This is a genomic window from Paraburkholderia sp. 40 (genome assembly GCF_050434105.1).
GTDB lineage: Bacteria > Pseudomonadota > Gammaproteobacteria > Burkholderiales > Burkholderiaceae > Paraburkholderia > Paraburkholderia tuberum.
In genome coordinates, this window is sequence record NZ_JBNPVY010000002.1 from 2,591,641 (window position 1) to 2,617,954 (window position 26,314).

General features: G+C 58.3%; 21 protein-coding genes and 1 pseudogene. 16 read left to right on the top strand and 6 right to left on the bottom strand.

Translation table 11 applies throughout. From position 1 onward, the window contains the following. Nucleotides 1–61: 61 nt before the first annotated feature. The gene (locus OKW28_RS13305) at nucleotides 62–1,582 is read left to right on the top strand and encodes a lipopolysaccharide biosynthesis protein (protein ID WP_429446150.1); all 1,521 of its coding nucleotides are present in this window, start codon (nucleotides 62–64) and stop codon (nucleotides 1,580–1,582) included. An 8-nt stretch (nucleotides 1,583–1,590) separates the two neighbouring features. Continuing rightward, nucleotides 1,591–3,588 carry a hypothetical protein gene (locus tag OKW28_RS13310; protein ID WP_429446153.1) on the top strand — a complete coding sequence of 666 codons (1,998 nt, stop codon included), beginning with the start codon at nucleotides 1,591–1,593 and terminating at the stop codon, nucleotides 3,586–3,588. A gap of 51 nt (nucleotides 3,589–3,639) precedes the next feature. Here the strand turns inward: OKW28_RS13310 and OKW28_RS13315 are convergent, their stop codons facing one another. Continuing rightward, complete coding sequence (locus tag OKW28_RS13315; RefSeq protein WP_429446156.1) at nucleotides 3,640–4,662, bottom strand: IS30 family transposase; 1,023 nt, start codon at nucleotides 4,660–4,662, stop codon at nucleotides 3,640–3,642. 355 nt (nucleotides 4,663–5,017) lie between these two features. Between OKW28_RS13315 and OKW28_RS13320 the strand changes: the two genes are divergently transcribed. From OKW28_RS13320 to OKW28_RS13340, 5 genes are read left to right on the top strand one after another with little or no spacing between them, the layout of a single operon-like run. Continuing rightward, the gene (locus OKW28_RS13320; protein WP_429446158.1) at nucleotides 5,018–7,264 is read left to right on the top strand and encodes a polysaccharide biosynthesis tyrosine autokinase; all 2,247 of its coding nucleotides are present in this window, start codon (nucleotides 5,018–5,020) and stop codon (nucleotides 7,262–7,264) included. Nucleotides 7,265–7,319: 55 nt separating this feature from the next. Then, a complete protein-coding gene (gene gmd, locus OKW28_RS13325) occupies nucleotides 7,320–8,438 on the top strand; it encodes a GDP-mannose 4,6-dehydratase (protein WP_429446161.1) in 1,119 nt (372 codons plus the stop codon). A 45-nt stretch (nucleotides 8,439–8,483) separates the two neighbouring features. Next, a complete protein-coding gene (locus OKW28_RS13330) occupies nucleotides 8,484–9,866 on the top strand; it encodes a hypothetical protein (RefSeq protein WP_429446164.1) in 1,383 nt (460 codons plus the stop codon). Beyond that, a complete protein-coding gene (locus OKW28_RS13335; RefSeq protein WP_429446167.1) occupies nucleotides 9,851–11,017 on the top strand; it encodes a glycosyltransferase in 1,167 nt (388 codons plus the stop codon). Before OKW28_RS13330 ends, OKW28_RS13335 begins: the two co-directional genes overlap by 16 nt. A gap of 38 nt (nucleotides 11,018–11,055) precedes the next feature. Continuing rightward, on the top strand, nucleotides 11,056–12,141 hold the full coding sequence (locus tag OKW28_RS13340) for an IS630 family transposase (RefSeq protein WP_429446169.1): 1,086 nt from the start codon (nucleotides 11,056–11,058) through the stop codon (nucleotides 12,139–12,141). A gap of 143 nt (nucleotides 12,142–12,284) precedes the next feature. Here the strand turns inward: OKW28_RS13340 and OKW28_RS13345 are convergent, their stop codons facing one another. Beyond that, nucleotides 12,285–13,235: a GDP-L-fucose synthase family protein gene (locus OKW28_RS13345; protein WP_429446172.1), complete on the bottom strand. Its 951-nt coding sequence runs from the start codon at nucleotides 13,233–13,235 to the stop codon at nucleotides 12,285–12,287. A 396-nt stretch (nucleotides 13,236–13,631) separates the two neighbouring features. Between OKW28_RS13345 and OKW28_RS13350 the strand changes: the two genes are divergently transcribed. Next, the gene (locus tag OKW28_RS13350) at nucleotides 13,632–14,153 is read left to right on the top strand and encodes a hypothetical protein (protein ID WP_429446175.1); all 522 of its coding nucleotides are present in this window, start codon (nucleotides 13,632–13,634) and stop codon (nucleotides 14,151–14,153) included. Next, entirely contained in the window at nucleotides 14,150–15,310 is a 1,161-nt protein-coding gene (locus OKW28_RS13355) for a DegT/DnrJ/EryC1/StrS family aminotransferase (RefSeq protein WP_429446177.1), read from the top strand. The genes OKW28_RS13350 and OKW28_RS13355 overlap by 4 nt, the downstream gene beginning before the upstream one ends. Nucleotides 15,311–15,533: 223 nt before the next feature. Here OKW28_RS13355 and OKW28_RS13360 read toward each other — a convergent pair whose 3' ends face one another. After that, a complete protein-coding gene (locus OKW28_RS13360; protein ID WP_429446179.1) occupies nucleotides 15,534–16,301 on the bottom strand; it encodes a class I SAM-dependent DNA methyltransferase in 768 nt (255 codons plus the stop codon). A gap of 477 nt (nucleotides 16,302–16,778) precedes the next feature. Between OKW28_RS13360 and OKW28_RS13365 the strand changes: the two genes are divergently transcribed. Continuing rightward, a complete protein-coding gene (locus OKW28_RS13365; protein WP_429446182.1) occupies nucleotides 16,779–17,789 on the top strand; it encodes a GlxA family transcriptional regulator in 1,011 nt (336 codons plus the stop codon). 323 nt (nucleotides 17,790–18,112) lie between these two features. Beyond that, the gene (locus tag OKW28_RS13370) at nucleotides 18,113–19,381 is read left to right on the top strand and encodes a glycosyltransferase family 4 protein (RefSeq protein WP_429446185.1); all 1,269 of its coding nucleotides are present in this window, start codon (nucleotides 18,113–18,115) and stop codon (nucleotides 19,379–19,381) included. A 51-nt stretch (nucleotides 19,382–19,432) separates the two neighbouring features. Here OKW28_RS13370 and OKW28_RS13375 read toward each other — a convergent pair. Next, a pseudogene (locus tag OKW28_RS13375) lies at nucleotides 19,433–19,830 on the bottom strand (NAD-dependent epimerase/dehydratase family protein); the annotation flags it as partial. Nucleotides 19,831–20,258: 428 nt separating this feature from the next. Here OKW28_RS13375 and OKW28_RS13380 point away from each other — a divergent pair. The 3 genes from OKW28_RS13380 (at nucleotide 20,259) to OKW28_RS13390 (ending at nucleotide 22,576) form a co-directional block, all read left to right on the top strand. Continuing rightward, nucleotides 20,259–20,447: a hypothetical protein gene (locus OKW28_RS13380; protein ID WP_429446188.1), complete on the top strand. Its 189-nt coding sequence runs from the start codon at nucleotides 20,259–20,261 to the stop codon at nucleotides 20,445–20,447. Nucleotides 20,448–20,540: 93 nt separating this feature from the next. Beyond that, nucleotides 20,541–22,025 (top strand): mannose-1-phosphate guanylyltransferase/mannose-6-phosphate isomerase, encoded by a 1,485-nt coding sequence (locus tag OKW28_RS13385; protein ID WP_429446957.1) that lies wholly within the window; start codon nucleotides 20,541–20,543, stop codon nucleotides 22,023–22,025. Nucleotides 22,026–22,225: 200 nt separating this feature from the next. Further along, nucleotides 22,226–22,576 carry a hypothetical protein gene (locus OKW28_RS13390; RefSeq protein ID WP_429446191.1) on the top strand — a complete coding sequence of 117 codons (351 nt, stop codon included), beginning with the start codon at nucleotides 22,226–22,228 and terminating at the stop codon, nucleotides 22,574–22,576. A 102-nt stretch (nucleotides 22,577–22,678) separates the two neighbouring features. Here OKW28_RS13390 and OKW28_RS13395 read toward each other — a convergent pair whose 3' ends face one another. After that, nucleotides 22,679–22,921: a hypothetical protein gene (locus OKW28_RS13395; RefSeq protein ID WP_429446194.1), complete on the bottom strand. Its 243-nt coding sequence runs from the start codon at nucleotides 22,919–22,921 to the stop codon at nucleotides 22,679–22,681. Nucleotides 22,922–23,049: 128 nt separating this feature from the next. Further along, a complete protein-coding gene (locus tag OKW28_RS13400; RefSeq protein WP_429446197.1) occupies nucleotides 23,050–23,856 on the bottom strand; it encodes a hypothetical protein in 807 nt (268 codons plus the stop codon). A 288-nt stretch (nucleotides 23,857–24,144) separates the two neighbouring features. Between OKW28_RS13400 and gltS the strand changes: the two genes are divergently transcribed. Next, nucleotides 24,145–25,347, top strand: a complete 1,203-nt coding sequence (gene gltS, locus OKW28_RS13405; RefSeq protein ID WP_429446198.1) for a sodium/glutamate symporter — start codon at nucleotides 24,145–24,147, stop codon at nucleotides 25,345–25,347. Between the two features lie 42 nt (nucleotides 25,348–25,389). Then, nucleotides 25,390–26,250: a class I SAM-dependent methyltransferase gene (locus OKW28_RS13410; RefSeq protein ID WP_429446201.1), complete on the top strand. Its 861-nt coding sequence runs from the start codon at nucleotides 25,390–25,392 to the stop codon at nucleotides 26,248–26,250. Nucleotides 26,251–26,314: the final 64 nt, after the last annotated feature.

The window sequence follows — 26,314 nt, forward strand, 5'->3', positions numbered from 1 at the left end:
TGCTGCCCCTTCCAGGACATCTCATTCGCGGAAGAGCAGCGTCAGAGGATCACACGCTCCAATGCCGCTTGCAGATAATTTTTTCGTGCGCGCACCGGTTTCCATCCTGCGGCTCTGTTTTCGTCGCTTGCCGTTTGGTATCGGTGCCTCGGAAGGGCGCGACAGGGATCGCTATGTGCGCGCCGCGCGTTCCGCTGCATGCAATGCGGTGAGTGCCGCGATGGGCTTTGCGGTAGTGCTGCTCTCGGTCTCTTTAACGCTTCCGTATCTCGGGCAAGAGCGCTTTGGCATCTGGATGACAATATCAAGCCTCGCAGTGATGTTGTCGGTGCTTGACTTTGGCGTGGCGAATGGCCTCGTCAACCTGGTTGCGGACGCGAAAACGAGCGACGATCAAGAGAAACTGCAGTCGATTGTGACTCGCGGCGTACTGCTGCTCGTGGTGATCGGCGCAGCCGCTGGGGCTGTGCTCGTTGGTGCCGTGAGGTTGCTGGACTTCCAAAGGCTGCTCAAGATCGAATCGGCCGACGTCGCAAGAGAAGCGGTGGAGTCAACCGTGGTTTTCATCACGCTGTTTTGCGTGAACATCCCACTAAGCGGCGTGAGAAAGGTTTTTCATGGTCTTCAGCGAGCATGGGAGCCACATATCACTGCTGCGATCGGATACTTTTTCTCGCTACCGCTTCTTTATCTCTGCAACCGCTATCGCGCATCGTTGCCGTATCTCGTGCTTTCTACCTATGGCATGCAGGTCGCCATGACGTTGATTCTGGTTTGGCGTCTTCGACGTGAGCGGATTTTTCGAGTTCATCGCGGCATATGGGCGGGAACGGGGTGGCAAGACTCGAGGCTGCTACTGCGGATGAGCGGCATGTTCCTGATTCTTCAACTTGGCATGATATGCGGCAGCGCATGCGATCCCCTGATCGTTTCAAACATTCTCGGCGCGAAGGAGGTGGCGAGACTGGCCGTTGCGCAGCGGTTGTTCCAGGCGATCACCGTCGGGATGGCCATGCTGTCGGGGCCGCTCTGGGGTCTCTATGCCGACGCACACGCGCGCGGTGAGAAGGTGTTCATCAGGCACACGCTGAAGGTGTCCATGGGCGTCACGGGCGGCATCGCGGTGCTGACAAGCGCGCTGATTCTGGCAGCTTCCCCCTGGCTTCTGAAGGTTTGGACGGGCAATCACCTGGTTGTACCTTTCTCATTGCTGTGCGCGGCGGGGATGCTGGCGGTGGTTGAAGCAATGGGAAACGCTTTCACCATCTTTCTGAATGGAATGAGCGAATTGCGCCCCCAGTTGCTTGCCGTGCTGATCTTTAGCACGGTATCCATTCCGCTCAAGGTATGTCTGCTTTTGAAGTTCGGCACAGTGGAATGGGTGTGGTCTGGTCGTCCATCATTGCGAGCATCATCGCCGAATATGGCGTCTATATCGGCCTCTGCAGGAAGCAGATTCTTGCGCACGCGTCGCTGGGTCCGCTTTCGTGACTCTCGCGCCCACCTTCTGAACGTATGGCCGACTTCCAGGAAAAGTTGCGGTTGGCGGGGAACGCGCTCAAAAACAGACGTGGAGCCTTGAGGAGAATCATGGCCGCCTGCTTCGGCCTGTCTGGGGCATCTGCACAAGCGGCGCAGCGGCAGGCATCGGGACTGCAGCCGTCGCACACGCAGAGCGGTTCGAACTCGATGCAGCCCGTGAGCGATTTGTCGCCCGACGACAGGCTGATAGTCGCCAGGTCTTCGCTCGCATACACCGAAATCCGACACCTCGCTGAATTTGTGCTTGCTCAAGGTCCGATTCAGGGCTACGCCAGCTTGCGTGACTACGGCGGACCGCTTACGAGACTGCTCGTTTTTCAGCACGCTGCGGGCGAACGCGATTCGGATGTTGCATATTATTGGCTCGATCCTACCGACGTCTTGAGCCGGGACAATGGTGGCACAGTGCTGGTTTCGAAGAGCGGAAAGCGTTGGAAGCGTGTATTCGAGGGCGACATCCATGCCCGATGGTTCGGTGCACGCGGTGACGGCACGACGGATGACGGTGACGCGATCAATCGCGCCGTCGCATTCGCAGGATCGCTCTATGCATCGACGGGCCGGACTCAGTGCGTTGTGCTTGATAACGGCACGTTCTACCTTGCAGCCGCGCGCGGAACACTGGCCATCCCTTGTCACGACGATGGCACGGTTAAGCAGGGAAAAGGCAGGAGACTCCCGTCTGAGCCTCCCATGCGACAGCCCTATTGCGTAGGCGTATGGCCGGGGGTCAAACTATATGGACATAACGCCGTGGTGAAGGGCAACTATCGCTACGGCATGGCGGACGCGTCGCAGCCAGTCACTTTCGGCTTGCTCGATCAATTCGACACGGCGACGGATGCAGGGCTCGAGAATCTGACATGCGTGGATTGCTTCATGGCTTTTGGCGCCCTGTCCGCGACGCTCGCGGGCTGCATCTTTGACAGACTTCACTTTGTCGGCTGCGGGGTGGGTATCTATGCGGCTGTGCTGGAACAATGCACGTTCAGCAATATCGAGGCGCTGCGCACGGGCGTCCCTGTTCTTGTCGGAGGGCAATGGGTCGATCGCAACGATGACTACAACGAACGAGGCGGCTTCGCGGACAAGTGCACCATCATCAACGTACGTAACATCTATGACCGCGTCTATGGCGACGATGAGCGCAAGATCGATCAATGGTTCGATGCCACGTTCTTCAAGTCAATCAACAGCGAGCGCAGACTCAGCGCGCGGACTAATGCCGCGTCACCGGCGAGGGCGTATCCCTATCGGGGCATTTGCGGATTCTGCATACGCGTCATGGCGCGCTATGCGCGCCCTTCGAATAGCAATGTCTTCATGCAAATAACGCACGCTTACTCGCCGCGTCCAGCGGTGCTGGTTGATGCATGCCAATCGGCTGTCTTCAACGGCGTTTATATGGAACGCGTCGGCTATCGCGACCATCGCAAGCGAACCGGTGCCGTTGGCGCCGGATGGGACGATCCTTACCTTGGTCATGGCGTCCTCGTCCCGGCGTTCATAGGAGAACTCGACGTCTCCTCCTGCGTTTCCGGTGTCAACATCCAGCAGTCCTTCGGCGTTTCGGTCGTTCGATCTGACGGCCCTGTCGGATCCGTCCAGTCATCGGACTGTGTTTTCAAAGAACCGCAGCCTCGCTACACCCTGCCTGCCACCACTTTCACCGACGATGTGACGATACGCAGTGGAGCGCTTCGTGCATTGGAGGATGTCAGGCATCGGATCGGTGGATTGGGCCTCTACACCGTGCATTTCGATGGCGGCAGTTTCGACACTGAGATTTCCTGCCCGAAGGACGAAGAAGGGCATGCAGTCATGGTGCTGGTGTCACGCGATGCGAACCGCGTAGAGAGCGCGTCGTCCGGTCTCTATCTGCTGCAGCTTTCGCGTAATAGTACGAGCGCTCCGGTTGGAACGCTCGTGTCGGGAAGCGATGTCCTGCGTTTTGCTGTAAGTCCGCGGAACATGCTGGAACTACGAGCTACTGTCCACGGCGCACACCACGTCGTGATGATCGGCAACCGGCCGTTCGAGACTTAGGACCGACCCCGCATCCAGGGGCGGTTTCAAGGTCGAAGCGCAACGGCGGGTTTAATGTTTGGAGCCTTGAGGTTGAGCTGCTGAAGCAAGGGTCGCGGCGAAGACCTCGAACGGCGAATGGAAGGCATGAGTGGCACGAGGTCGGCTGTTCAGACTGTCGGCGATAGCGTCAATTTCGTCCTGACTGTAGACCGAAAGGTCCGTCCCTTTGGGCAGATACTGGCGCAGCAGCCCGTTGGTGTTTTCGCAAGTGCCGCGTTGCCAGGGACTGTGCGGGTCGCAGAAGTACACCTTCACGCCGGTTGCGGCGGTGAGTTCCTTATGCCGCGACATTTCTTTGCCCTGGTCGTAGGTGAAGCTCTGCCGTAATGGCGCGACAATCGAATTGAGTTTGGCGGAGAAGCCGGCCAGCGCTGAAGCGGCGGTGGCATCTTCCATCCTGGCAAGCAGCACCAGACGGCTGGTCCGTTCGACCAGCACGCCTACCGAGGACTGGTTGCCGGCACCCTTGATGAAGTCGCCTTCCCAGTGCCCAGGCAGCAGTCGGTCTTCGATTTCGGGCGGCCGCACATGAATACTGACCATGTCGGGAATCTGTCCGCGCCGGTCTGTGCCCCGTGTACGCGGCATGCGCGTGCTGTGGCCATGGCGCAAGCACGCAATGAGCTGACGGCGCAGTTCGCCGCGCGGCTGGGCGTAGATAGCCGTGTAGATGGTTTCGTGCGAAACCTGCTGGGTTGGGTCGGTCGGATACATACGCTTCAGTGTGCCCGATATCTGCTGAGGTGACCATTTCCACTCGAGCAGAGTGAGAACGATGCGCCAGCAGACGCTTTGCAGGCAAAGCTTTGGGGGGCGGCGACCCGCGCTGCGGCGTGCGGCACTGAGCGCTTCAGCCGACACGGACGCGTAGCCAGCAGGCAAGCTGTTTCGCGCCAGTTCACGGCTAACGGTGGCTGGCGAGCGCCCGAGTGTCCGGGCCATGGCCCGGACACTCGAACCCTGCAGATGCAGGCTTGCAATGGTCAGGCGCTCTTCGGGTTGAAGCTGTTGATACGGAGTTCTTTCGTGCATCACAACACCTTATACGAAACAGGTGTTGCGCTTCAGATTTGAGGCCATCAACGAATTTCTAACTCACGACACCAGGGGGCACGCTACTGGCCAGTAGATCGTTTCATTCTAAACGACCGTCCTGTCGTGCCCGACAACATCTTGGCGATTTCGGTCTCGACACGGCGCGAGCAGCAGGCTTATCTAAAATAGACTACGGCGGCAAATAATGTTCCGCATTCTCGAATTTCAGTCATTGAAGTAGTAGCAGAGTACCTGTCTAAATGGACGCACGGTCAATGCGTCGTCGCTCCCGTAACTGGTCGCCCCTGGCGTTATCCCGCTGGCGGGCGCAAAGCACTCCACCCGAGAAACCATGGCCTCAAGGAAACAGATCACGCGCGATGATCCGCTGCAGGGCGATGAGATCTCCATCTCGGATTACCTTCGCACAATCGGCGAGAGCTGGCGTCTAATCGGCATGATTGCGCTCGGCGTTCTCGCGCTGGGATCGTTGTACGGCCTGATGCATCCGACCTTGTACCGGGCCGATGCGCTCATACAGATTGGCACACCCGCGTCCAGCTCTCCCGAAGCCGAAGCGTTGGGCCGGCTTGCCTCGATATTCGATTCGAGGGTGAAAGCCAGTGCAGACGCCGAGATGGAACTCATTCGCTCACGCCTCGTGGTCGGCGAGGCGGTGCAGCAACTGAATCTCCAAACTACGGCGCAACCTCGGTACTTCCCACTTATTGGCCATTGGATTGCGCGACTCCGCAGCGGATCCGCCAGCATGAAACCCCTGTTTGGACTGCGGCAGTTCGCCTGGAGCGACGAGTCGATCGAAGTATCGAAATTCGATGTTCCTCATGCTGCAATCAGCCACAAATTCATCGTAAAGGCGGGACAGGCCCCGTACTTCAAGTTGATTGCACCTGACGGCAAAGCGCTCGGAAAAGGGGAAGTCGGCCACGAGCTGGTGGTGCCTTTCGGCGACGGCAAGGTGTATCTTCTCGTCAATAAGTTATCCGCTTCTCCCGGCGGTGAATTTACACTGAAGTCAAGTTCGATGGAGGCCACGATCCTCGCGCTGAAAGATGCTTTGGTCATTTCAGAAAGAAAGTCGCAAACCGGCATGATCGGTGTTGCCATGGAGGGACCCGACCCGGTGCGCACTGCGGACATCGTCAATGCGATTGCTCAGCAGTATCTCGCTCAGGATCTTGCAAGGCGTTCGTCCGAGGCCGAACACTCGCTTCTCTTCCTCGAGGGTCAATTGCCGAAGCTGCGGGACGAATTGCAGCAAGCCGAGGATAAGTACAACGCTTTTCGTAATAGCAATGGAACCGTCGATCTGAGTGTGGAAAGCCGGTTGTTGCTGCAACAGGTGGTCGATCTCGATACCGCCTTGCGCGGACTCTTGCAGCAGCGCGACGACATCTCGCAGCATTACAAGGAGGGTCACCCGCTACTTACGGCGGTGGACTCGAAGATCGCCCGATTGCAACAAGACCGCGAAGCGCTGAGCCAGCGTGTTGCCAGTTTGCCGGATAAGGAGCAAAACGCAGTGCGTCTGATGCGCAACGTTCAGGTCGACACAGACCTCTATACGAATCTCCTGAACAGTGCGCAACAGCTTCGTGTCGTCAAGGCGGGCAACGTAGGCAACGTGCGCATTGTCGATCTCGCGGTGCCCCCCGAGAAGTCGAGCAAGCCTAACTGGCAGGTACTATTGTCGTTGTCTGCCGTGCTTGGGCTTGTACTGGGAATCGTCACCGCGTTCCTTCGCAAGGCGTTGTCTGGTGGAATCGAGCGAAGCGCCGAGATCGAGGCAGCCCTTGGAATACCCGTTTGCGCTGTCGTGCCGCACAGCGAACGGCAAATTCGTTTGCAGGAGGCAATGCGCCGCAAGGCTCCGGGCATACATGTGCTTGCTGCGGTATGGCCAGGGGATGTCGCGGTCGAAGGCGTGCGAAGCTTGCGAACAGCATTGCAATCGATCGGATCGGAAGTCAGGAACAATGTCGTGATGATCACAAGTTCCCGTGCCGGGGTAGGAAAGTCGTTTGTCGCGACCAATCTTGCAATCGTGTTGGCGACGGGCGGGAAAAAGGTGCTCCTGATCGATGCCGACATGCGCATGGGCGACATACACAGATCCTTCAACCCGGCTGGCGGCCCCGGCTTGACCGAGTTGCTAAAAGGTGCGGCGTTTGACGACGTGGTCGTCCGCGATGTCATGAATGGCGTCGACCTGATCCCGCGCGGGGGCGGGACGCCAAACGCCGCGGACTTGCTCACAACTCGGAGACTGAGCGAGATACTCGATGTTGCATCGCGGCGGTATGACGCTGTCGTCGTCGATACGCCGCCTGTGCTTGCTGTCACCGATGCAACGCTGATCGGCCGGCAGGCCGGTACAACGCTGCTGGTCGTTCGGCACGGTCGGCATCCGGTGGACGAACTGTATGAGGCGCTCAACCGGTTGCGGAGTAGTGGCGTGAACGTGGCAGGAACTCTCTTTACCGATGTTCCGCTCGACAAGACGCGATACGGTTCAGGCTACGGCAGGTCGGACGGGTACGGCAAAAGCGGCGGCGAGTCCAATGTCAGGACAGCCTGAACGAATCGCAAGAAGTATCACGCACAGCGAAGTATCAAAACAAGGAGAAGGAACCATGTCGAACAAGGTTGCACTGGTCACCGGTATCACAGGCCAGGATGGCTCTTATCTTGCTCAATTCCTGCTCGACAAAGGATATGAAGTGCATGGCGTCAAGCGGCGCACCTCGCTCTTCAACACGGATCGCATCGACCATTTATACGAGGACGACCATGCATCGCAGCGCCGCTTTCATCTTCACCATGGTGACCTGACCGACTCGTCGAGCATCTTGCGAATTATTCAGCGGGTGCAACCGGATGAGATCTATAACCTCGCCGCGCAAAGCCATGTTGCGGTTTCGTTTGAAGAGCCTGAGTACACGGCGAACGCGGACGGCCTGGGTGCGTTGCGCATACTGGAAGCCGTGCGAATTCTGGGCTTCGAGAAGACGGCCCGGTTCTATCAGGCGTCGACATCGGAGTTGTTCGGACTCGTGCAGGAAGTGCCGCAACGGGAGGGCACGCCCTTTTATCCGCGCAGTCCGTATGCGGTAGCGAAGATGTACGCGTACTGGATCACGGTCAACTATCGCGAGGCGTATGGCATATACGCTTGCAACGGCATTCTGTTCAATCATGAATCACCCGTTCGGGGCGAGACGTTCGTCACGCGCAAAATTACGCGCGCCATCGCGCGTATTGCAATCGGTTCGCAGAATTGCCTTTACCTTGGCAATTTGTCGGCGAAACGCGACTGGGGACACGCGCGCGATTACGTCCAAATGCAATGGCTCATGTTGCAACAGGACGAGCCGGAAGACTTTGTCATTGCATCTGGCGTGCAATACAGCGTGCGCGAATTCGTTCACCAGGCGGCGTGCGAACTCGGCATCAAGCTTCGGTTTGACGGAAGCGGAGTCGATGAAGTCGGGATCGTCGAAAGTGTGAGCAGCCGGGAATGCCGGGTAGCGCCCGGGACGGTCATCGTGCGAGTGGATCCTCGCTATTTTCGACCGACAGAGGTCGAGACTTTGCTCGGCGATCCGTCGAAAGCCCACGCGAAGCTGGGATGGGCACCGACCGTGACGTTCGGCGCTCTTGTCAGGGAAATGGTGTTGTCCGATTATCAGATCGCCAAGCGGGATGCGCTGATCACGCTGGCTGGCTACAGGGCGTTGGAGCATCACGAGTAAGGACGAAGTTTGGCCGAGTCGGCATGTAACTCAGGAGCGTGTGGAATGTCGCCGCGTTTCGTATTTTCACTCGCTGTCTTTACGCTCTTCGCGGCAGCCTTGGCACAATACGCGGATCAGGCGCTTGGCGCGCTCGGCACCGGAGCAATCAACGTCTGGAACTTAAATTCGGCCGCCATGGATGAAGCAGGTGCTGTCAAGTACGTGAAGGACGCGAGCATCGCCTTGATCGGAGTCGGGTGGCCTCTTGCGCTCGGTTTGAATCGCTTTCGGGGGGGAATGCGTACGTTTATTCTGTTGTTCTTCACGTGGATTCTTTGCATCGTATCGGTGGGAATCGTGCCGTTCATCGCAGGTTGGACGCCATTGTTCTTCCTACCTGCGGGATTGCGCTGGGTTCTGCTGGTTCATGCGTCATTCGGCCTGTTTGTGTTCGCGAGTTTGCTGCCGGCCGAGAAGCAGGGACAAACGGCCCTCGTCCTCGCGTTGCTCGCGCTTGCCGCATTGGACTTTTACGTTGTCCTGCGACAATGGATACAACTCGGACAAATACAGCAAGTTCTATTTGCGCAGGATCGGTACACGGGCTTGTTCAGTAACGCGGCGCTAGCAGGCATGTATGCGATTTCGCTTGCAAGCATGGTGCTCGTTCTGGACCGCGCCCGGCTGTTTTATCGGCTTATATTGCTCTCCCTCGCAGTCGCGATTGCCGTCTCTTCGGGAACGCGATTCGCTATGCTCAGTATCGCGTCCATCGTCGGCGTAGTAGTTTGGGAAACGCTTGGGGGACGGGTGAGCCGTAATGATCGGATGCTGCTGGTGGTGACTGCGCTACCGATTGCTATTTGGCTCGCAATCGTTGGCTATTCTCATATGGTGGAAGCGGTCGGCCGCGGTGATGTGCTGACTGATCAACTCGACGAAGGCGGTCGTTTATCCAACCTCGGGAAGATAGCGGAGCAGTTGTCAGAGGCAACTCCGGGAGAACTCTTTTTGGGGCGGGGCCTCGGCGTAGGCACGAACACAGCCGTCATGCTCCTCGAGCGTGCGGGCGTCGACCCTGAGCAATACCGGTTCAATCAGATCATCGATAACGCCTTCGTGACGATGCAGTTTCAAATCGGAATTGTGGGTATGCTAATTTTCGCGACGGGTGCGACGGCGTTTTTCTGGCGCATCCGTCCGCGTCATTCGAGGCGTCAGGCAGTTCGCTATGTGGTGTTCGTTGGGATCACGATTGCAGCCTGCATGGACATCAACCTATTCGAGCAGTATCCACTGGTGACGACTCTGATGGTCTGCTTTGGGGACATCTACGGGTGCTCTCTCGGCGCGTATTTGTCCACGCGTCGATCACGTGGCGTTGACTTGCGTGGCACTGAAGCAGGAGTCGCCGACGTGGAGCAGCAGAAATGCTTGTTTTCATAGCCCCTTACAGCGCCTCTAATCGTGGGGCGAATGTGAATCTGGGCGCCGCACGCAAGGTGGAGTTTTTTCTGGCGTTGGCATCGCAACTTTCCAAGGATGTTCTTTTGATCAATACGGGCCACATAGAGGCAGGATGGTCACGTAGAAAATTTCGGGATTCCGTCATCGGCACGCAACGCATTCGGGAGATTTCGCTTCGCTGCTACCCTGTAAGGCCCATCGGCAAGCTGCTGAACCTCTTCGAAGTCTTGGCGCTGAGCGATGAGATAGCGAAGGTCGGCAAGCCCGAAGCCGTATGGATCTATAACGCGTACGCGTTCGAGTCGATGCTCGCTCGCGTGCTGACGCACCGGTTCGGTGCGCGTCTGATCCTCCAGTTCGAAGATTGGCTGCTTTCTCGTCGCCGCTGGCATCCGAAGCCGTTGCTCGACTTCATCGCATGGCGATATGTGTTACCCGCTCCATCGTTATGTCTTGCGGTTAACGATCACTTATCGACACGCGAACAACAACGCAGCGGTTGTCCCGTGGTGCTGTGTCCGGGCGTGGTGTCGGACGGTCTCATTGAAGCTTGTGGACAGCGGCGTCCATTCTCGCGAACGGCAGATGCTAGAACGATGGTTGGCTATTTCGGTGGGCTGAGCGTCGAGAAGGGTGCTGACGTGGTTCTCGACCTGATCCGGAAGTCCGGCGGACGCCTCATGTTTCACGTTTGCGGAACGGGTCCGCTGGCATGCGAGTTCGCAAGGCTGTCCGCCGAAGATTACCCGGTGCACTTCCACGGTCGGGTGGACGAAAGAGTCTTGTTCAAATTGATTTCCGACTGTGACGTGCTGGTGAACCCGCATGTTTCGATAGAGAAAATGGGTAACGGGGTCTTTCCTTTCAAGGTTGTCGAATATGTCGCGTCGGGAAGATTGGTCATTTCCACCGAACTTCCCCCGATGAGCATGAAGGAGATTCACGACGCCATATGCTTTGTTTCCGCGGATGCAAGGTCCATCGCCGATGCGTTGGCAAACGCAGAGCAGACGTATCGCCGCAACCGCATGAGCATCGAACGGGCAATGAAAGCAGCCGCCCAACTTCTGACGCGAGACGCGCTAGAAAGGTCGATATCCAGGGCTTTGAGCAGTCGAATCAAGGACTAGTCCATTGAACCAATGAAATTGCACTGAGCTAATCGTGCATGGGCAAAATGAATCTGAGTGAAACCGAGCGCGAAGAGTTGATGTCGATGCAGCGCAGCCGCACGATGGCCGTTGGCCAGGTGAGGCGTGCGCGTTTGATCTTGCTGCTCGACGAAGGAGCCTCGCGTGCGGCGATCATGGCGGAATTGCGTTGCGATTCGCGTTTCATTACAACGTGGCAAATGCGTTTCACCAGTGAGCGTTTGGCTGGGTTGTACGGCAGACATCCAGGCCGGGCACCGCGACCTGACCTGGCGGGCCTCGAAGCAAGAGTGCTCGACTACACACTGCGACGTAAGCCGGCCGACGGCTCGACACACTGGAGCAGCCGCAAACTGGCGGCACAGTTGGGCATGGCCTTCATGACGGTGCAGCGTATTTGGCGCAAGCACGACATTCGGCCACATCGTCTCGATGCCCACATGGTGTCCAACGATCCCGACTTTGAGGCGAAGGCAGCCGACGTGATCGGGCTGTACCTCAATCCGCCGTTGCATGCGGTGGTGTTCTGCGTGGACGAGAAGACAGCCATCCAGGCGCTGGATCACAAGGACCGGATGTTGCCGCTCTCGCCCGGACGCGCCGAGAGTCATGGCTTTGAATACAAACGCAACGGCACCCTGAGCCTGTTCGCCGCATTGAATGTTGCCACCGGTGAAGTGCTGGGCAAAACCGCGCCACGCCATACCAGTGCCCAGTTTGTTGCGTTCCTCACCGAGGTGGTATGGGCACAGCCGCGCGGAAAGGAGATTCACGTGATCTGCGACAACGTGAGCAGCCACAAAACCAACGCCGTTCAAACATTTCTGGCTGACCATCCGAAAGTGTGGATACATTACACCCCCACGTATTCGTCATGGCTGAATCAGGTCGAGAACTGGTTTGCACGCATCCAGCGCGACGTCATTGCGCGTGGCGTATTCACCAGCACCAAGGATCTCAACAAAAAGCTCATGCGTTATATCCGTCAATACAACAAGCAGGCGCGCCCATTGAAATGGAAGTACTCCGATCCATCGCGGCGAATCCGGTGCAATTCATCCGGTTCAACGGACGAGGCCGACGCTTTGATCAAGCCGCTGTAACCGGAATGACCTGTCGTGGCCTTGAAAGTCGCATGATTTGCTGGCATTGAGGGACAGGAACCGCAGTCGGCAGACGGGTACCCTCGATACCAGGGGCGGAACTTCAATCCGTGGCGCAGGATCGCGGAGGCCGCGTGAATTCGTCAGGCGCTGGCGAGCCCGGTACGGTGCACGTTATTCTCGAAGTCGGCGTAGGATGAGGCGATGCCCTCTCTGAGCGTAATCGTGGGCGCCCAACCCAGAGCGGCGAGCTTCGATACGTCGAGCAACTTTCGCGGCGTCCCATCGGGCTTCGACGAGTCGAATCTCAGCGATCCAGAAAAACCGACGACATCGCAGATCAGTCGTGCGAGGTCGGCAATCGCTATGTCCTTTCCATATCCGACATTAAACATGCCCTCGACCAGGTCGTTGCTCAGCAGGACGAGAACCGCGGACGCCAGATCGTCTACATGAAGGAATTCCCGTCTCGGCAATCCGGAGCCCCATACCGAGAGCGTTTCGAGGCCGTTCAGCTTTGCCTCGTGCGCCTTGCGGATGAGCGCGGCCAGCACATGGCTGCCTTGAAGATCATAGTTGTCGTTGGGGCCATAGAGATTCGTGGGCATCACCGATATGAAGCGCGTTCCGTATTGCTTGTTATACGCTTCACAAAGCTTGTGACCCGCGATCTTTGAGATGGCATAGGCTTCGTTGGTTTGTTCGAGAGCGCTCGTGAGCAGGTAATCCTCTTTTATGGGCTGAGGGCAAAGCTTTGGATAGATGCACGATGAACCGAAGAAGACGAGCTTCTGCGTGTGACTCTTGAATGCTGCATGAATCACATTAGTTTCGATGACGAGGTTCTCGTAGAGAAACGAAGCCGGCTGAGTCGAATTGGCATGAATTCCGCCGACTTTGGCTGCGGCCAGGAGGACGACGTCTATATGCTCTCGGGCGAAAAAATCTATCACGGCGCGCTGATCCAGCAAGTCGAGCGACTGTCTCGAGGCCGTGATCACGTGATCATATCCGGAACTGACAAGGCGCCGTAGGAGAGCCGAGCCGACCATTCCCTTATGTCCGGCGACATAGATGCGAGAGTTTCTGTTCATGTGAATGGCCAATAGTCGAGAGAGACACGTCGGTCGGAACGTGAGTTGCCCCGCCACCTGATTCAAAGGGCTACGACGTGCGATTTCATCAGCTTAGCAATGCATATGGACCATTCAAGGTCATGGCGGACGGTGCCAATATATTGGCGCGGTCCGTGTGGACCTCTCCGCGGTCGTTGCCGAGGATATAAAGATGCGCGAGGTGACGCTGCAACGTAATATCCCGGTCAGCCAACTTCATTCCGTATTCGGCCATCTGACCGTGTGACCGCCGAACCGATCCTATGCTTCAGGGACGCATGAAGGACGTCCGCGGGCCAATTTATGTCGAAAGCGGCCTTGCTCCCGGAAGGTTCGGTGTGTCGGGATACTACCGGCTCTCTTCGAGGAACAAAAATGGAAGCTCTATCGATAACGGGCAACGCAGAGGTCGTTCATGACTCGAATTTCGAAGTAGTCTCGTTCGAAGGTGAAACGCTCGCCATGATCATCCGGGATTCGTTCTCGAGAAGTGGTGTGAGTTTCTTTACTCCGAAGGAGTTTCCTCAGCAACTCGCGTACATGGAACATCCCGCCGGAAAAGTGATCGACGCGCATCTTCACTGCAAGTTGGTGCGGCAGATCGAATGGACGCAAGAGGTGCTCTTCGTCAAGCGTGGCCGTGTCCTGGTGAAGTTCTATACGCCCGATAAGGACTACCTGTCGAGCCGTGTACTGTACGCGGGCGATGTCATCTTGCTGGCGTCGGGCGGTCACGGCTTCGAGATGCTTGAGGACGCGTCTTTCTTCGAAGTCAAACAAGGGCCCTATATGGGAGAGCAGGAAAAATTGCGCTTCGCGTCCGCACACCTGAGCCGACGCAGTGAAGCGAGCGACGGCCCAGGCGTCGAGCTTGAAGTTAAGGACGGCGCGCGATGATTCCGGTGAACGAACCCCTGCTCGACGGAAAGGAGCGCGTCTATCTGAACGAATGCATTGAAAGCGGGTGGATTTCTTCGGACGGGGCGTTCGTCGAGCGTTTCGAACGTGCGATGGCGGGTTACGTCGGCCGCAGACACGCGATTGCCGTCGCGAACGGCAGCGCTGCGTTGGACGTGGCGGCGGTGGCTCTGCGGCTCGGTCCCGACGACGAAGTTATCATCCCCACGCACACGATCATATCGTGCGCATCGGCCATTGTTCGCACCGGTGCCCGCTTGAGACTGGTCGACTCAAGTCCGGATACGTGGAACATGGACGTGACGAAGATCGAAAGCGCTATCACGAGCCGGACGCGGGCGATCATGGCCGTGCACACTTTCGGTCTGCCGGTGGACATGGCTCCGTTGCTGGATATCGCAAGGAAATACGGCCTCGTTGTGATCGAAGATGCTGCGCAGGCAATCGGACAAACCTATAACGAAGCGAAGTGCGGCAGTTTCGGCGATATATCGTGCTTCAGCTTCTACGCCAACAAGCACATCACGACGGGGGAAGGGGGCATGATCGTCTGCGACGACGACGAGCTGGCTACGCGCGCCAGAAGTTTGCGAAACCTGTGTTTCAAGCCTGAGAGGCGATTCGTCCACGAAGAGCTTGGCTGGAATTATCGGATGAGCAACCTCCAGGCGGCTGTCGGGTTAGCGCAATTCGAGAAGCTAGATGCGCACATCGCGCGAAAGCGCGAGTTGGGCCGCCGCTACGAAAGCCTTTTGCGGGGAGTGCCGGGAATCGGGCTGGCGCCGGTGGCATTGCCATATGCCGAGAATATCTATTGGGTCTTCGGTGTGGTATTGGACGACAGCTTGCCCTTTGGTGCCGACGAGCTCCGGTCCATGCTGGCGGAGGCAGGTGTCAGCGCGCGGCCGTTCTTCTGGCCGATGCACGAACAGCCGGTTTTTCTCAAGCAAGGGATGTTCAAGGGAGAGAATTTCCCGATTGCCGAACGCATGAGTCGCAGGGGATTGTATCTGCCGAGTGGTCTCGCGCTTACCGAAGCACAGCAGGACTACACGGTGGGCGTGGTGCGCGACATGCTAGCCACCGCCTTTTCGCGAAGTTTCTGCAACAGCAGGTCAAGTTCAGCGCGGTGCTGACCGACTGCTCGCCGCAGCAAATATGGCCCGTCACGCAACGGAACAAACACTTAATCCGGGTGGCAGGTGGTCGCACGCGGCTTTCGGCGAGCCGCTTTGATGCGATGCGCTTAGCCAGCGCAGGACTGCCTGGCGGTTCAGGCTCGACTCATCGACGAGGCTGGCTATGACATGCCATTCGTTCTATTTTCCGACGTTTTCTCGCTCGGGCTGTTTCCGAGCATCACCGTTTTCTCGCTACGAATGTCGCTGAGAGATCGGTAGCACTCAACTCGCCGCCCATGCACTTCAAACTGTCCAGGACCTCGAATCCGCTGAGGTCCAGCATCAGTTCGATCTCGGGCTTGAACATGTAGCGCATCACATGCGTCTCGAGGACGGTCTCGACCGACTGCGTTTTCAAATCCGTTAGCAGGATGGTGTAGTTGATCGCGACAGTATTGTCATGAGGACGCATCGTGGGCTCGGCGATTCGTATCACCGCGGTTTCTTCGCTGGAGGCGCGTTTGATGCGTACGTCGGGCGGAGCGGCGAGGACCGCGGGACCGTACCAGCAATCGAACACGAACAGTCCTGATGGCCGCAGGTGCGTCTCAGCGGTGCGACACATCGCGATGAAATCGGAGTTGGTCGTTTGATAGCTGGCAACATGGAAGAGCGAGACGACTGCGTCGTAGAGTTCATTCGTGCGGACGATCCGCGCGTCGCCTTGCTGAAACGTCAGTCGCTTCGCTACTGCGCCTGGCAGAGTGGTACACCTGGCAGCGGCTCGGGCAAGCATATCGGCGCTCATGTCAACGCCAGAAACACAAAATCCCGCGGCTGCGAATTCCGCCGCGTGGCGTCCGGTGCCGCAACCTAGATCCATCACTTGACCTCCAACTATTCCGTACCGCCCGAGCAATCCGGTGACAAACGACGCTTCCGCCTTGTAGTTCTTCTCATGATAGAAAAGATCATAGTATTGCGAATATCTCGTGCTGAAGCTCATGAAGCGACTCCATGTCTGGTCGTATGGCGGTGGCGAAGTCACGCGTGACGCGAACGCGCTCTTGTTTATTCGAAGGCAACCAAAGCCAAAGCCAAAGCTCAGGGTGCGCATGAGAAAGGGTATCTAGCGGGGATTTTCAGACTGCATGCATGACCGTTTTCAGCAAGGTGTTGGCGGATCGTTTCCTTGCTGAAGCCTTCGCCGTCTGATCGGTTTATCGCTCAGCAAGTCCAGTGGGTCGGGAAACCCTGATGAGCGGCTTTATGGTTTTCACTTTCAGCGCTGAAGAAATCAGACGATGTTTTGGTCTTGTTGATACTGGGAGCGACGTTCTCGGCCAGAAACATGCTTTTGGCGGACACCGCGGCAATTGTAGATCGAATATGGCACTAAGCTCACGAGGTCATACGCTTTCCACAGCGTTCCAACGCAAGCCAGAGCAGCGATCTGGAACCGAAGCAAAAAGGAGGTAACGGCATGTCCCACGCTACTAGCTTAGGCAATGCAGGAAATCACGGTATTTTCCACGGATTTAAAGAACGCGCGGTCAAGCTCATAGGAATTTTGTTGTTCGACGGTTTTTCGCTGCTTGAAGCGGGCACCCTTGCCGAGGTGCTTCATATCGCCAACGAGATTCAGTCACGCAGTCTGAGAAGAAACGCAACTTACAGCGTCCGTCTAGTCTCTGCCTGCGGTGGGATGATAGCCTGTTCGTCGTCCGTTTGCGTTTGGACCGAGCGCCTGGGCGGCCAGCGGTTCCAAGGCTTCGACGCACTGTATATTGCTGGCGGACCCGGCGCAAAGCGTGCAGCCGCCGACGAAGTGCTGATTGGGTTATTGACCATAGCATGTTCGCAGACCGGCGTCGTCAACCCTCTCGGCAACGGCGACTTGCTTCTGGCGGCAGCGGGCATTTCTCGCCGCGATTGGGCTTCGGTCGATCCGGGCATCTGGAGTCCGAAGACGTCTAACGTCGCGGGGTCGACCGAAGGCGGCGATGCGCTGATCAACTCGCTCGCGCTCGTGAAGCGGGACCTCGGATACGACATCGCGACAGCGGTTGCCGATCACTTCACCGTCTCCAAAGATCAGAATTTGACGACCGTGCTGAGCACCATGGGAACGAACACGCAGGCGGAAAAGGCACAGGAATCCGCGCGCTGGCTCGAGCGAAATTGCGGACGCCCGGTTTCAATAGGCGATGCGGCTCGTACTGTGGCGATGAGCGAGCGGAACTTCCTGCGTCTGTTCAAGCGCGAGATGGGAGTGACACCGTCGCAATATCTTTTGCGAGCGCGCCTCGATCTCAGTTGTGAACTGTTGGTCAGAAGCGACTTGCCGATAGACAAGATCGCTCGCAGGGTTGGACTGACGAATGGCGAGCGGCTTTCGAAGGTGTTCAGGAGGCAATTCTCGATGTCGGCGACGGAATACCGCTGTCGAAAGAAAAGCGGCGCCAGGGCCGATCCTGTGGAGAGGTCCGCTTAGGAGTTGGCCAGGGAAAGTTTCGCCGCGAGACAAGGAGGCCTTCGAATCAGTTGGTCGGCATTCAGATTAAAATATTTTCGAGGAGAAACAGATTTTCACGCATCTGTTCGCCTCGGAAGCTCGATGTCCGAGGGCCGCATGAGCGTCATATGAGCCTTGCACAAGGGCTTTTTTCAGGAAGCCGTCGGACCGGCCAAATACCTGCCTTAATCAGTCACGAACGGCACCAGCAAGCTCGTGCAATCTAAATTCAAACAGAGCGCGAGAACCGTTGTCGAGCGCTGCGATCGTCATATAGATGGCCAAGAAACGTGGAGCGAGGAGTGACGAATTCAAACGGTTCCTTGGAACGGCCTATTCGCATGGTCGCGTTTATAGACTATGAACATACCTCTGGGGGGGGGTATCAGCAAGCGAAGAATGCTGCCTTGCTGCTAAAGAGTCTTCCGCCGGAACTTTGCGCGGTTGAGTTTGTGACGACGCGGCGATCCACCATCGATGATCTGCGACGCAGCGGCATTGAGCCTATCTTTTTCCCGGTGCCCCGCTTGCGCGGACTGGCGGCGAGACTCGGTTCAATATATAGCCGTGGAGGCCCGCGCGCGTTTCTGCGGAAACCGGGCAAGATGGCTTCGGTGGACCGCTTGCTTTCGGTGATGCGCGCGGACATTGCGTACTTCACAACGCCGTCCCACCTCGCACTGGCGATTGATCGATTCAACTATCTGTTCACCGTTTGGGATCTGGCCCACCGCGACGACGTCGAGTTTCCCGAAGTCCGGATCAAGCACGAATTCGAGCGTCGCGAATTTCTGTACGGATCTGCCTTGAAGAAGGCCTGCGGCATCTTCGTCGATTCGCAGGCCGGCCGCGAGAAGGTTGTCAGGCGATATGGAGTAGACAGCGAACGCGTGCATTTGATGCCATTCTCGCCCGCCCGCGCGACAGTGCTTTCCGAGGAGGCGTACGTGGAGCACTTCGTCGATGTCAAGACGAAGTATAAAATTCCGCGCGATCTGAAATACGTCTACTATCCCGCGCAGTTCTGGGCGCACAAGAACCATGTGTTTCTGTTGAAGGGACTGCACGCGCTGGAGTCCCGCTATGGCATCCGTGTAGGTGCGGTCTTCACAGGAAGCGATTTCGGCAACATGAAATACGTGCGTTCGGTCGCCGCCGATCTCGGTCTGGGCGACCGTGTGTTCTTTCTCGGTTTCGTTCCGGACGGCGACGTGCCTTACTTGTATCGCGAGTCGGTCGCGTTAGTGATGCCCACATATTTCGGCCCGACCAATCTGCCGCCACTCGAGGCGTTCAGTCTGGGCGTACCGGTCCTTTACCCGGACCTCGAGGCGCTGCGCGAGCAGGTCGGCGACGCGGGACTGCTGGTCGATCTGGCTCGGCCCGACAGCATGGCGGACGCGCTTTTCAGTCTGATCGACCAGCCTGCATTGCGCCAGTTGATGATCGAGCGCGGCACGCGGCGTCTTGCGAGCAACGATGACGCAGCCCGCTTGTCGACGCTACAGCGGGTGCTCGAACGATATCGCACCCGTGCGGTGTGTTGGGGAGAGGAAGTCTGGATGAATTAGAGTACGGTGAGGTCACAGACGAGACGGGCGGGATCCGCGATTGCAGTGTCCCCGTCCGTATCCGATATTGAACACGCCTTCGGCCCCGTCGGCGTCGAGCAAGGCCAGTGCGGCGGACCCGGCGTCGTCGACGTGCAGGAACTCCCGGTTCGGAGAGCCGGAGCCCCAGACGGAAATCGACTGAACCCCGTTGAGCTTTGCCTCGTGTGCCGTACGGATGAGCAGCCAGCACATGCCCGTTCTGCAAAACATCGTCGTCGTTCGGACATCACCGATATGTACCGCGTTCCGTGCTGTCGGTTATACCCCTCGCAAAGCTTGAGCCCGGCGACCTTCGCGATAGCTTAGGCTTCGTTGGTATGCTCGAAGCTGCTCGTGTGCAGGTACTCTTCCTTTATGGGCTGCGGGCAGCACTTTGGATAAGTGCATGATGAACCAAAGAAGAGCAGATCAGGTGGTGATAGCCGTGACTGGCAACGCGCCGGAGAAGGCCGAACCAACCATACCCTTGTGTCCAGCGACATAGATCCGGGAAATCTTTATTCATGTTGGTGCCCAATCGTCCATTGAGGCGCATTGAGCCGAAGGTGATTTCAAGCGGAGCGTGGAACCTGAAAGGCCCGACGTGCGATTCTCAGGTTAGTGACGGGTGTAGAGAGGTCTCAACCTGTGGCGGCCGGTGCCGGGATCCTGTCGCGGCCCGCGCTTCCTCTCACCGATGACATCGGCGAAATGAATGCGTGTGAGACCACCTTGTACCGCGAGACTCGCTTCAGCCAACGTCATGGCATATTCGGTCAACCCGTCTAGTGACCCTGGAACTGCTCCTATGCTTGCAGACGCGTGAGGTCGTTCTCTCTTCATCAAGCGGGGCCGCATGATGGTCAAGCTCTATACGGCCGATCGAAAATTCCTGACGAGCCGTGTGCTGTGCGCGGGTGATGTCATCTTGCTGGCGTCAGGTGGGCACGGGTTCGAGATCATCGACGACGTATCTTTCATCGAAGTCAAGCAGGGCCCCTATGTGGGAGAGCAGGAGAAAGTGCGCTTCACGGCGAACCCATAACCGATGAATCGAATTGGCGATGCCGGGAAGTACGTGTTCGACGCAAGACCAGAGGGGTGGATGATGGAAGACGCGGTGAGTTCTGAAGACGCAATGGCAGCGGCGATCGCAGAAGCGTCGCTCGGGCACTCCTGTCGGCGCATCGTCCCGGTCATTCTCGCAGGCGGATCGGGCACGCGCCTCTGGCCGATGTCGCGTGAGCAGTTTCCAAAGCAGTTGATCGATGTGGTCGGACGGGATTCATTGCTGCAGGCAACCGTCACACGGATGGAGGGTTTCGTCGGCGGCTTCGACGTCGACACTCAGCCGATTATCGTGTGTGGGGAGGAACACCGGTTCCAGACAGAAGAGCAGGTGCGGGCGTGCGGCGTCTCCGCGAAGATTATCGTCGAGCCTGCGCGGCGCGATACGGCGCCGGCGCTCACGCTCGCGGCGCTCGCAGCCGTTAATCAGGATGACGACGCGATCATGGTGGTGATGCCGTCTGACCATTCCATCTCAGACATTCCGGCGCTGCATCGTGCGATCGCAATTGCCGCTGAATATGCCGAACGCTCCATGATCGTGACGCTCGGCGTTGCGCCCACACGGCCGGATACCGGCTTTGGCTACATCCGGATCGGCGACGCCCTCGAAAACGGCGCACACCTGATCGACCGCTTCGTCGAAAAGCCCACGACCGAACTCGCCGCGCAGTACGTCGCTGCAGGCACCTACTGGTGGAACAGCGGCATCTTCATCGTGCGAGCGGGCGTGTGGCTCGAAGCGCTAGCCAAGCTCAACGGCGACATGCATGCGGCCTGCACTGCGGCGTTTGTGGAAGGCAAGGCGGACGACAACTTCATTCGTCCTTGCCCGTTTCAGTTCGGCCGTGTGCCGGCGGATTCCATCGACTATGCGGTAATGGAGCACATCGGCGCGGCCGGCTCGCCTTGCAAAGGCGTGGTCGTGCCATTGGCGGCGGGATGGTCGGACCTCGGATCCTGGGATGCCGTGTGGGAAGCGATGGAGAAGGACGGGCTCGGCAACGTCGCGAGCGGGCGTGTCGTTTTCGAAGGCGCGACCTCGAGCTATGTGCGCGCCGAGGGCGGGCGGCTGGTTGCATGCGTTGGCACCTCCAACGTAGTCGTCGTCGACACGGACGACGCCGTGCTCGTCGCCGACCGCTCACACGCGCAGGACATCAAGACGCTGGTGGCGCGCTTTCGCGAGCAGCGCGCGCCTGAAGTCGAGACGCACCGGAAGGTGCGCCGTCCGTGGGGCTTCTACGATGCGATCGAGCGCGGCGAGCGGTTTCAGGTGAAGCGCATCGTGGTTGCGCCAGGCGCTCGCCTGTCATTGCAGATGCACCACCATCGCGCCGAGCACTGGGTCGTCGTGCGCGGCACCGCGCTCGTGACACGGGGCGAGGAGCAGTTTCTTCTTTCAGAAAACCAATCGACCTTCATTCCGCTCGGCGTGCAGCATCGGTTGGAGAATCCGGGCAAAGTGCAACTCGAAATCATCGAGGTTCAATCGGGCAGTTATCTTGGCGAGGACGATATTGTGCGCCTGGACGACTGCTACGGCCGAATTTGACCCTATCGCATTGCATAGTGCATCGGAAGCCAATCCTATCGACTTGAGGATTGCCACGTGATGGCCGTGGCAGCGAAGGCCTTGTGTGGCACGATTGCCGACGAGAAACCAGCAAACGAGCGCGACAAAGTTCAGCACGCGGCGACGGCCGAAATGCAGGGGTTGTATTGGAAGCGGGGCTCTCAGGCCAGAGGTATGACATGAGCGATATACAGGGGGCCGCTCCATTCAGTGACTTCGTCGAATTCTTCCTTGACGGACGGCTCCGCAGCAGGTTCCGTTTTGATCAGGCGCATCAGGTCCCAATAATCCTTGCCGAAAAGCAGATCGTCGAACCGCCGAGTGCCGCTGGTTTCCTGCTGCGCGATGCCGCGATAGTGGGTTGCAAAATCGCCATGCTGGTGGCCATGGTGCGCTGGAACCCCTGTTCATTCACCTCCTCAACAGTCCCACCGATGGCATTTCGTTGGGTCAGCATGAAGGCCCAGCACCGCGAACGCAGTATCGCCCGCCGAGGCGTCCCACCATGCGTTCCTTATACTGTCGGTTAGTCTTTTCTTGCCTTTTACAAAGGTATAGTCCCAGTAGGCCGCGGTGAGGTCTTTCCAGAGGTCGCCGTCTCTAGCCCTTGGGAGGATGGACTCACATCCGGATCAGGCCGACTTCCGGGTATTCCTGACTATGTTGATCAGTGCCTTGTCGATGGCGGGTGTCGACAATAGGAATAGCGATATTCCAAGGCGCTCGACTATTTCGCTGAAGAGATTCAGCAAAAACTCCGCAGTCGGGCCTTGAGCAGCGCGAAGGTTCTGCACGTCGTCGATGACGATTATCCCAAGCGAGACGGTTGTCGCAACTTTGTGCATGAGTTGGACCATCAGTGCGATCGTGCGCACTGACCTGGCCTCCTTACTGTACTCGGTATTGCCAAGGATGCGATCTATCGCCTCAAAGAACTGAATGCCAAGGCCCTTTAGCGTAGCATCGTGCGGCACGCTCAGGACAATGTAGACAATCTGCCGCACTACCAGCGGATGATTGCCGTACGCAGTGTGTTCGATGACCTGCGGATAACGGCGATATGGCCTGTCAAAGAGATAGGAATCAGACGGGACCACGCGCAATACCGAAATACGTCCAGCGCAGTATCTGGCCGAAGGCGCATATTCTTGCGGGCCAATTCGACCAACTCGTTCAGAACGAGGCTGCTCGGGTAATGGTTCATGAAAAATTTAGCAAATCTTTCGGCGGTCACGGGATCGGGTACATACCTGTGGCGGTACCAACCACGTATGAAGCGTAGTGAATCGAGCACGGTTCTGTCGAGTTGGGAAGTGTCAACCAAAGTCCAGCCGATTCCGTGATCGTTACACCACTGCCGGGCCACTTCCTTCAGCCGTTGATTCTTTATGCTCAGTCGCTGAGTGTCTGCCGCCAAGGCTGCAGCTCGATATTCCGGCCCTTCCGGGCCCATCTCTGTGATAAGAAAATCGACAGTGATCGGCTCCGGAAAAATGTCGTGTTTCGGATGGTTGACGCCGAATTTATAGGACAGTCGCAGGGTGCTATTAATGTCGACGATCGGCCAGGATTCTCTGATGTTAATGATCGTGGGCACCCGTTCCAAAAGGAAAAAGTAAGTCCGGGCTCGTTCGTCGAGAATCTCGTAGCGCCGGTCTATGCGTATGCCGTGCACGCAACCGGCGGTGCCTCGTGTGCCGGCGTTTTGAATGTTACGCCAAGGTCTGTAAGCAGTGGGCGACCCCACGCCCAACCCGCGCCGGAGTCGCGAACGCAGATACGGTGGATAGAGGTCTGCGTCGCGGTCCAACTCCATAATCGTTCGAGAGTAGGTCCCCATGACGAAAAAATCCAGAGATTTGGCAAAAAACCCAAAATTTTTATGAAACCGACGACTTCGTCGCCAGGCCGCGGCGCGACGTTATGGGCCGATTGCATTGCGTCAAGGAAAATCATGCTTTGCCTGGACGGATTGGCTAAGATGTCGCAGGTTCGCGCGCGCTCCGGATGACGACAAAGCCTTGCCGCATCCCGATGCGCCGCCGCGTCGCGCCGGGAAAACAGAAAACGTTGTCACGCTCCCGCTCGGAGGCCATTCATGACTATTGGCGTATATGCCACGCTGGTCGCGACGTCGCTCGTGCTGCTGCTCGGCGAAAAGCTCGTGCAGTGGATCGGCGTGCTAAGGACCTATTCGATTCCAGCGCCGGTGGCAGGCGGGCTCATCGTCGCGATCTGCGTGCTGATCACGCGCGTCACCACCCACGTGCAGGTCAGGTTCGATTCGACGATGCAGGCGCCGCTGATGCTCGCGTTCTTCTCGACGATCGGTCTGAATGCGCATCTATCAAGTTTGAAGGCGGGCGGCCCGGTGTTGATCCGCTTTCTCGCGCTGGTCTGCGGGCTGCTGATCCTGCAGAACGTGGTCGGCTTGCTGCTCGCGTTCGCCCTCGGCGTCGATCCGCTGCTTGGGATTCTCGGCGGCTCGGTCACGTTGTCGGGCGGCCACGGTACTGGCGCCGCGTGGAGCCAGATCTTTACCGAGCGTCACGGACTGGAGTCGGCGACCGAGATCGCGATCGGCTGCGCGACGTTTGGACTCGTGATGGGCGGCGTGCTCGGCGGTCCGATCGCACGGCTGCTGATGCGGCGGATCAGCGCCGACGAGTTGCTGCGCGTCAAACAGCTAGATGACAAAACGCTGGTCTTCGAAGAACCGAAGGCGCAGCAGGCCACCACGCCCGCCGCGATCATCACGACGCTCGCGCTGATCTCGATCTGCCTCGCGGGCGGAGAAATGTTTGCCGACTGGATCGCGGACACCGCGTTCGAATTGCCGACGTTCGTCTGCACGCTGTTCATCGGCGTGATCCTGAACAACGTGCTCGCGCTCGTGCGTGTGCGGATCGACCAGCACGCGGTCGCGCTTGTCGGCAACGTCGCGCTCGCGCTCTTTCTCGCGATGGCGCTGATGCGGCTCGACCTATGGGGGCTTGCCGCGCTCGCGGTGCCGATCATCTCGATCCTCGCGGCACAGACGCTGCTGATGGCGCTCTACGCGGTATTCATCACGTTCCCCGCGATGGGCCGCAACTACGACGCGGTCGTCTTGTGCGCGGCGCAATGCGGCCTCGGACTTGGCGCCACGCCGACCGCGATCGCGAACATGCAGGCGATCACGAACCGCTTCGGCCATTCTCATATCGCGTTCCTGATCGTGCCCTTGACGGGCGCGTTTTTCATGGACATCGTCAACGCGATCATCATCAAACTGTTTCTCGCGCTGCCGTTTCTCCATTGAGCAGCGGTGGCATTGGCACATCAACCCAAGCGGGCAAATACCATGAGCGATCGACGACACATCGCACCCGACAGTACCGCCGCGCGCGTCGCGTTATGGCGTGCGCTGCACGTGCAGGCCGACGCGCCGCCGCACGTGCTCGAAGACGAAGTCGGCTTGCAGTTGCTGGCACCCGCCGAAGACTGGCGCAGCCGTGGCGACATGGATCCGCGGTTCACGCGGCCGTTTCGCGCGTCGATCGTCGCGCGCGCACGCTTTATCGAGGATCTGGTCGTCGAGCAGGCCGGGCGCGGTGTGGACCAATACGTGATTCTGGGCGCCGGTCTCGACAGCTTCGCGCAACGCCGGCCCGACATTGCGTCGCGGCTCACCGTGTTCGAGGTCGACCCGCCGGGACCGCAAACGTGGAAGCGTCAGCGGCTCGGCGAGCTTGGTTTCGGCCTGCCGGACTGGCTGCGATTCGTGCCGGTCGACTTCGAAGCGGGCGATAGCTGGCGGCAGCGTCTCGTCGCCGAAGGCTTCGACGAAAGCAGGCCGGCCGTCGTCGTGTCGACCGGCGTCAGCATGTATCTGACGAAAGAGGCGAATGCGGCGACGCTGCGCGAAGTGGCCGGGCTGGCGCGCGGCTCGACGTTCGCGATGACGTTTCTGTTGCCGCTGGAGATGGCGGACCCGGACGTGCGCCCCGGACTCGAAATGGCAGAGAAGGGCGCGCGTACGAGCGGTACACCGTTCATCAGCTTCTTCATGCCGCAGCAGATGATCGCCATGGCGCACGAAGCGGGTTTTGACGACGCGCGGCACGTGTCCGCGGCCGATCTGACGCAGCGCTACTTCGCGGCTCGGACGGATGGGCTGCGACCGCCGGGCAAGGCGGAGGAATTGCTGGTGGCGAACACCTAGGCGCCTCTGAACTGTGTTTTGCGGCGACGACGCCAACCGAAGTTACCAGCCCAGCATGTGAGTG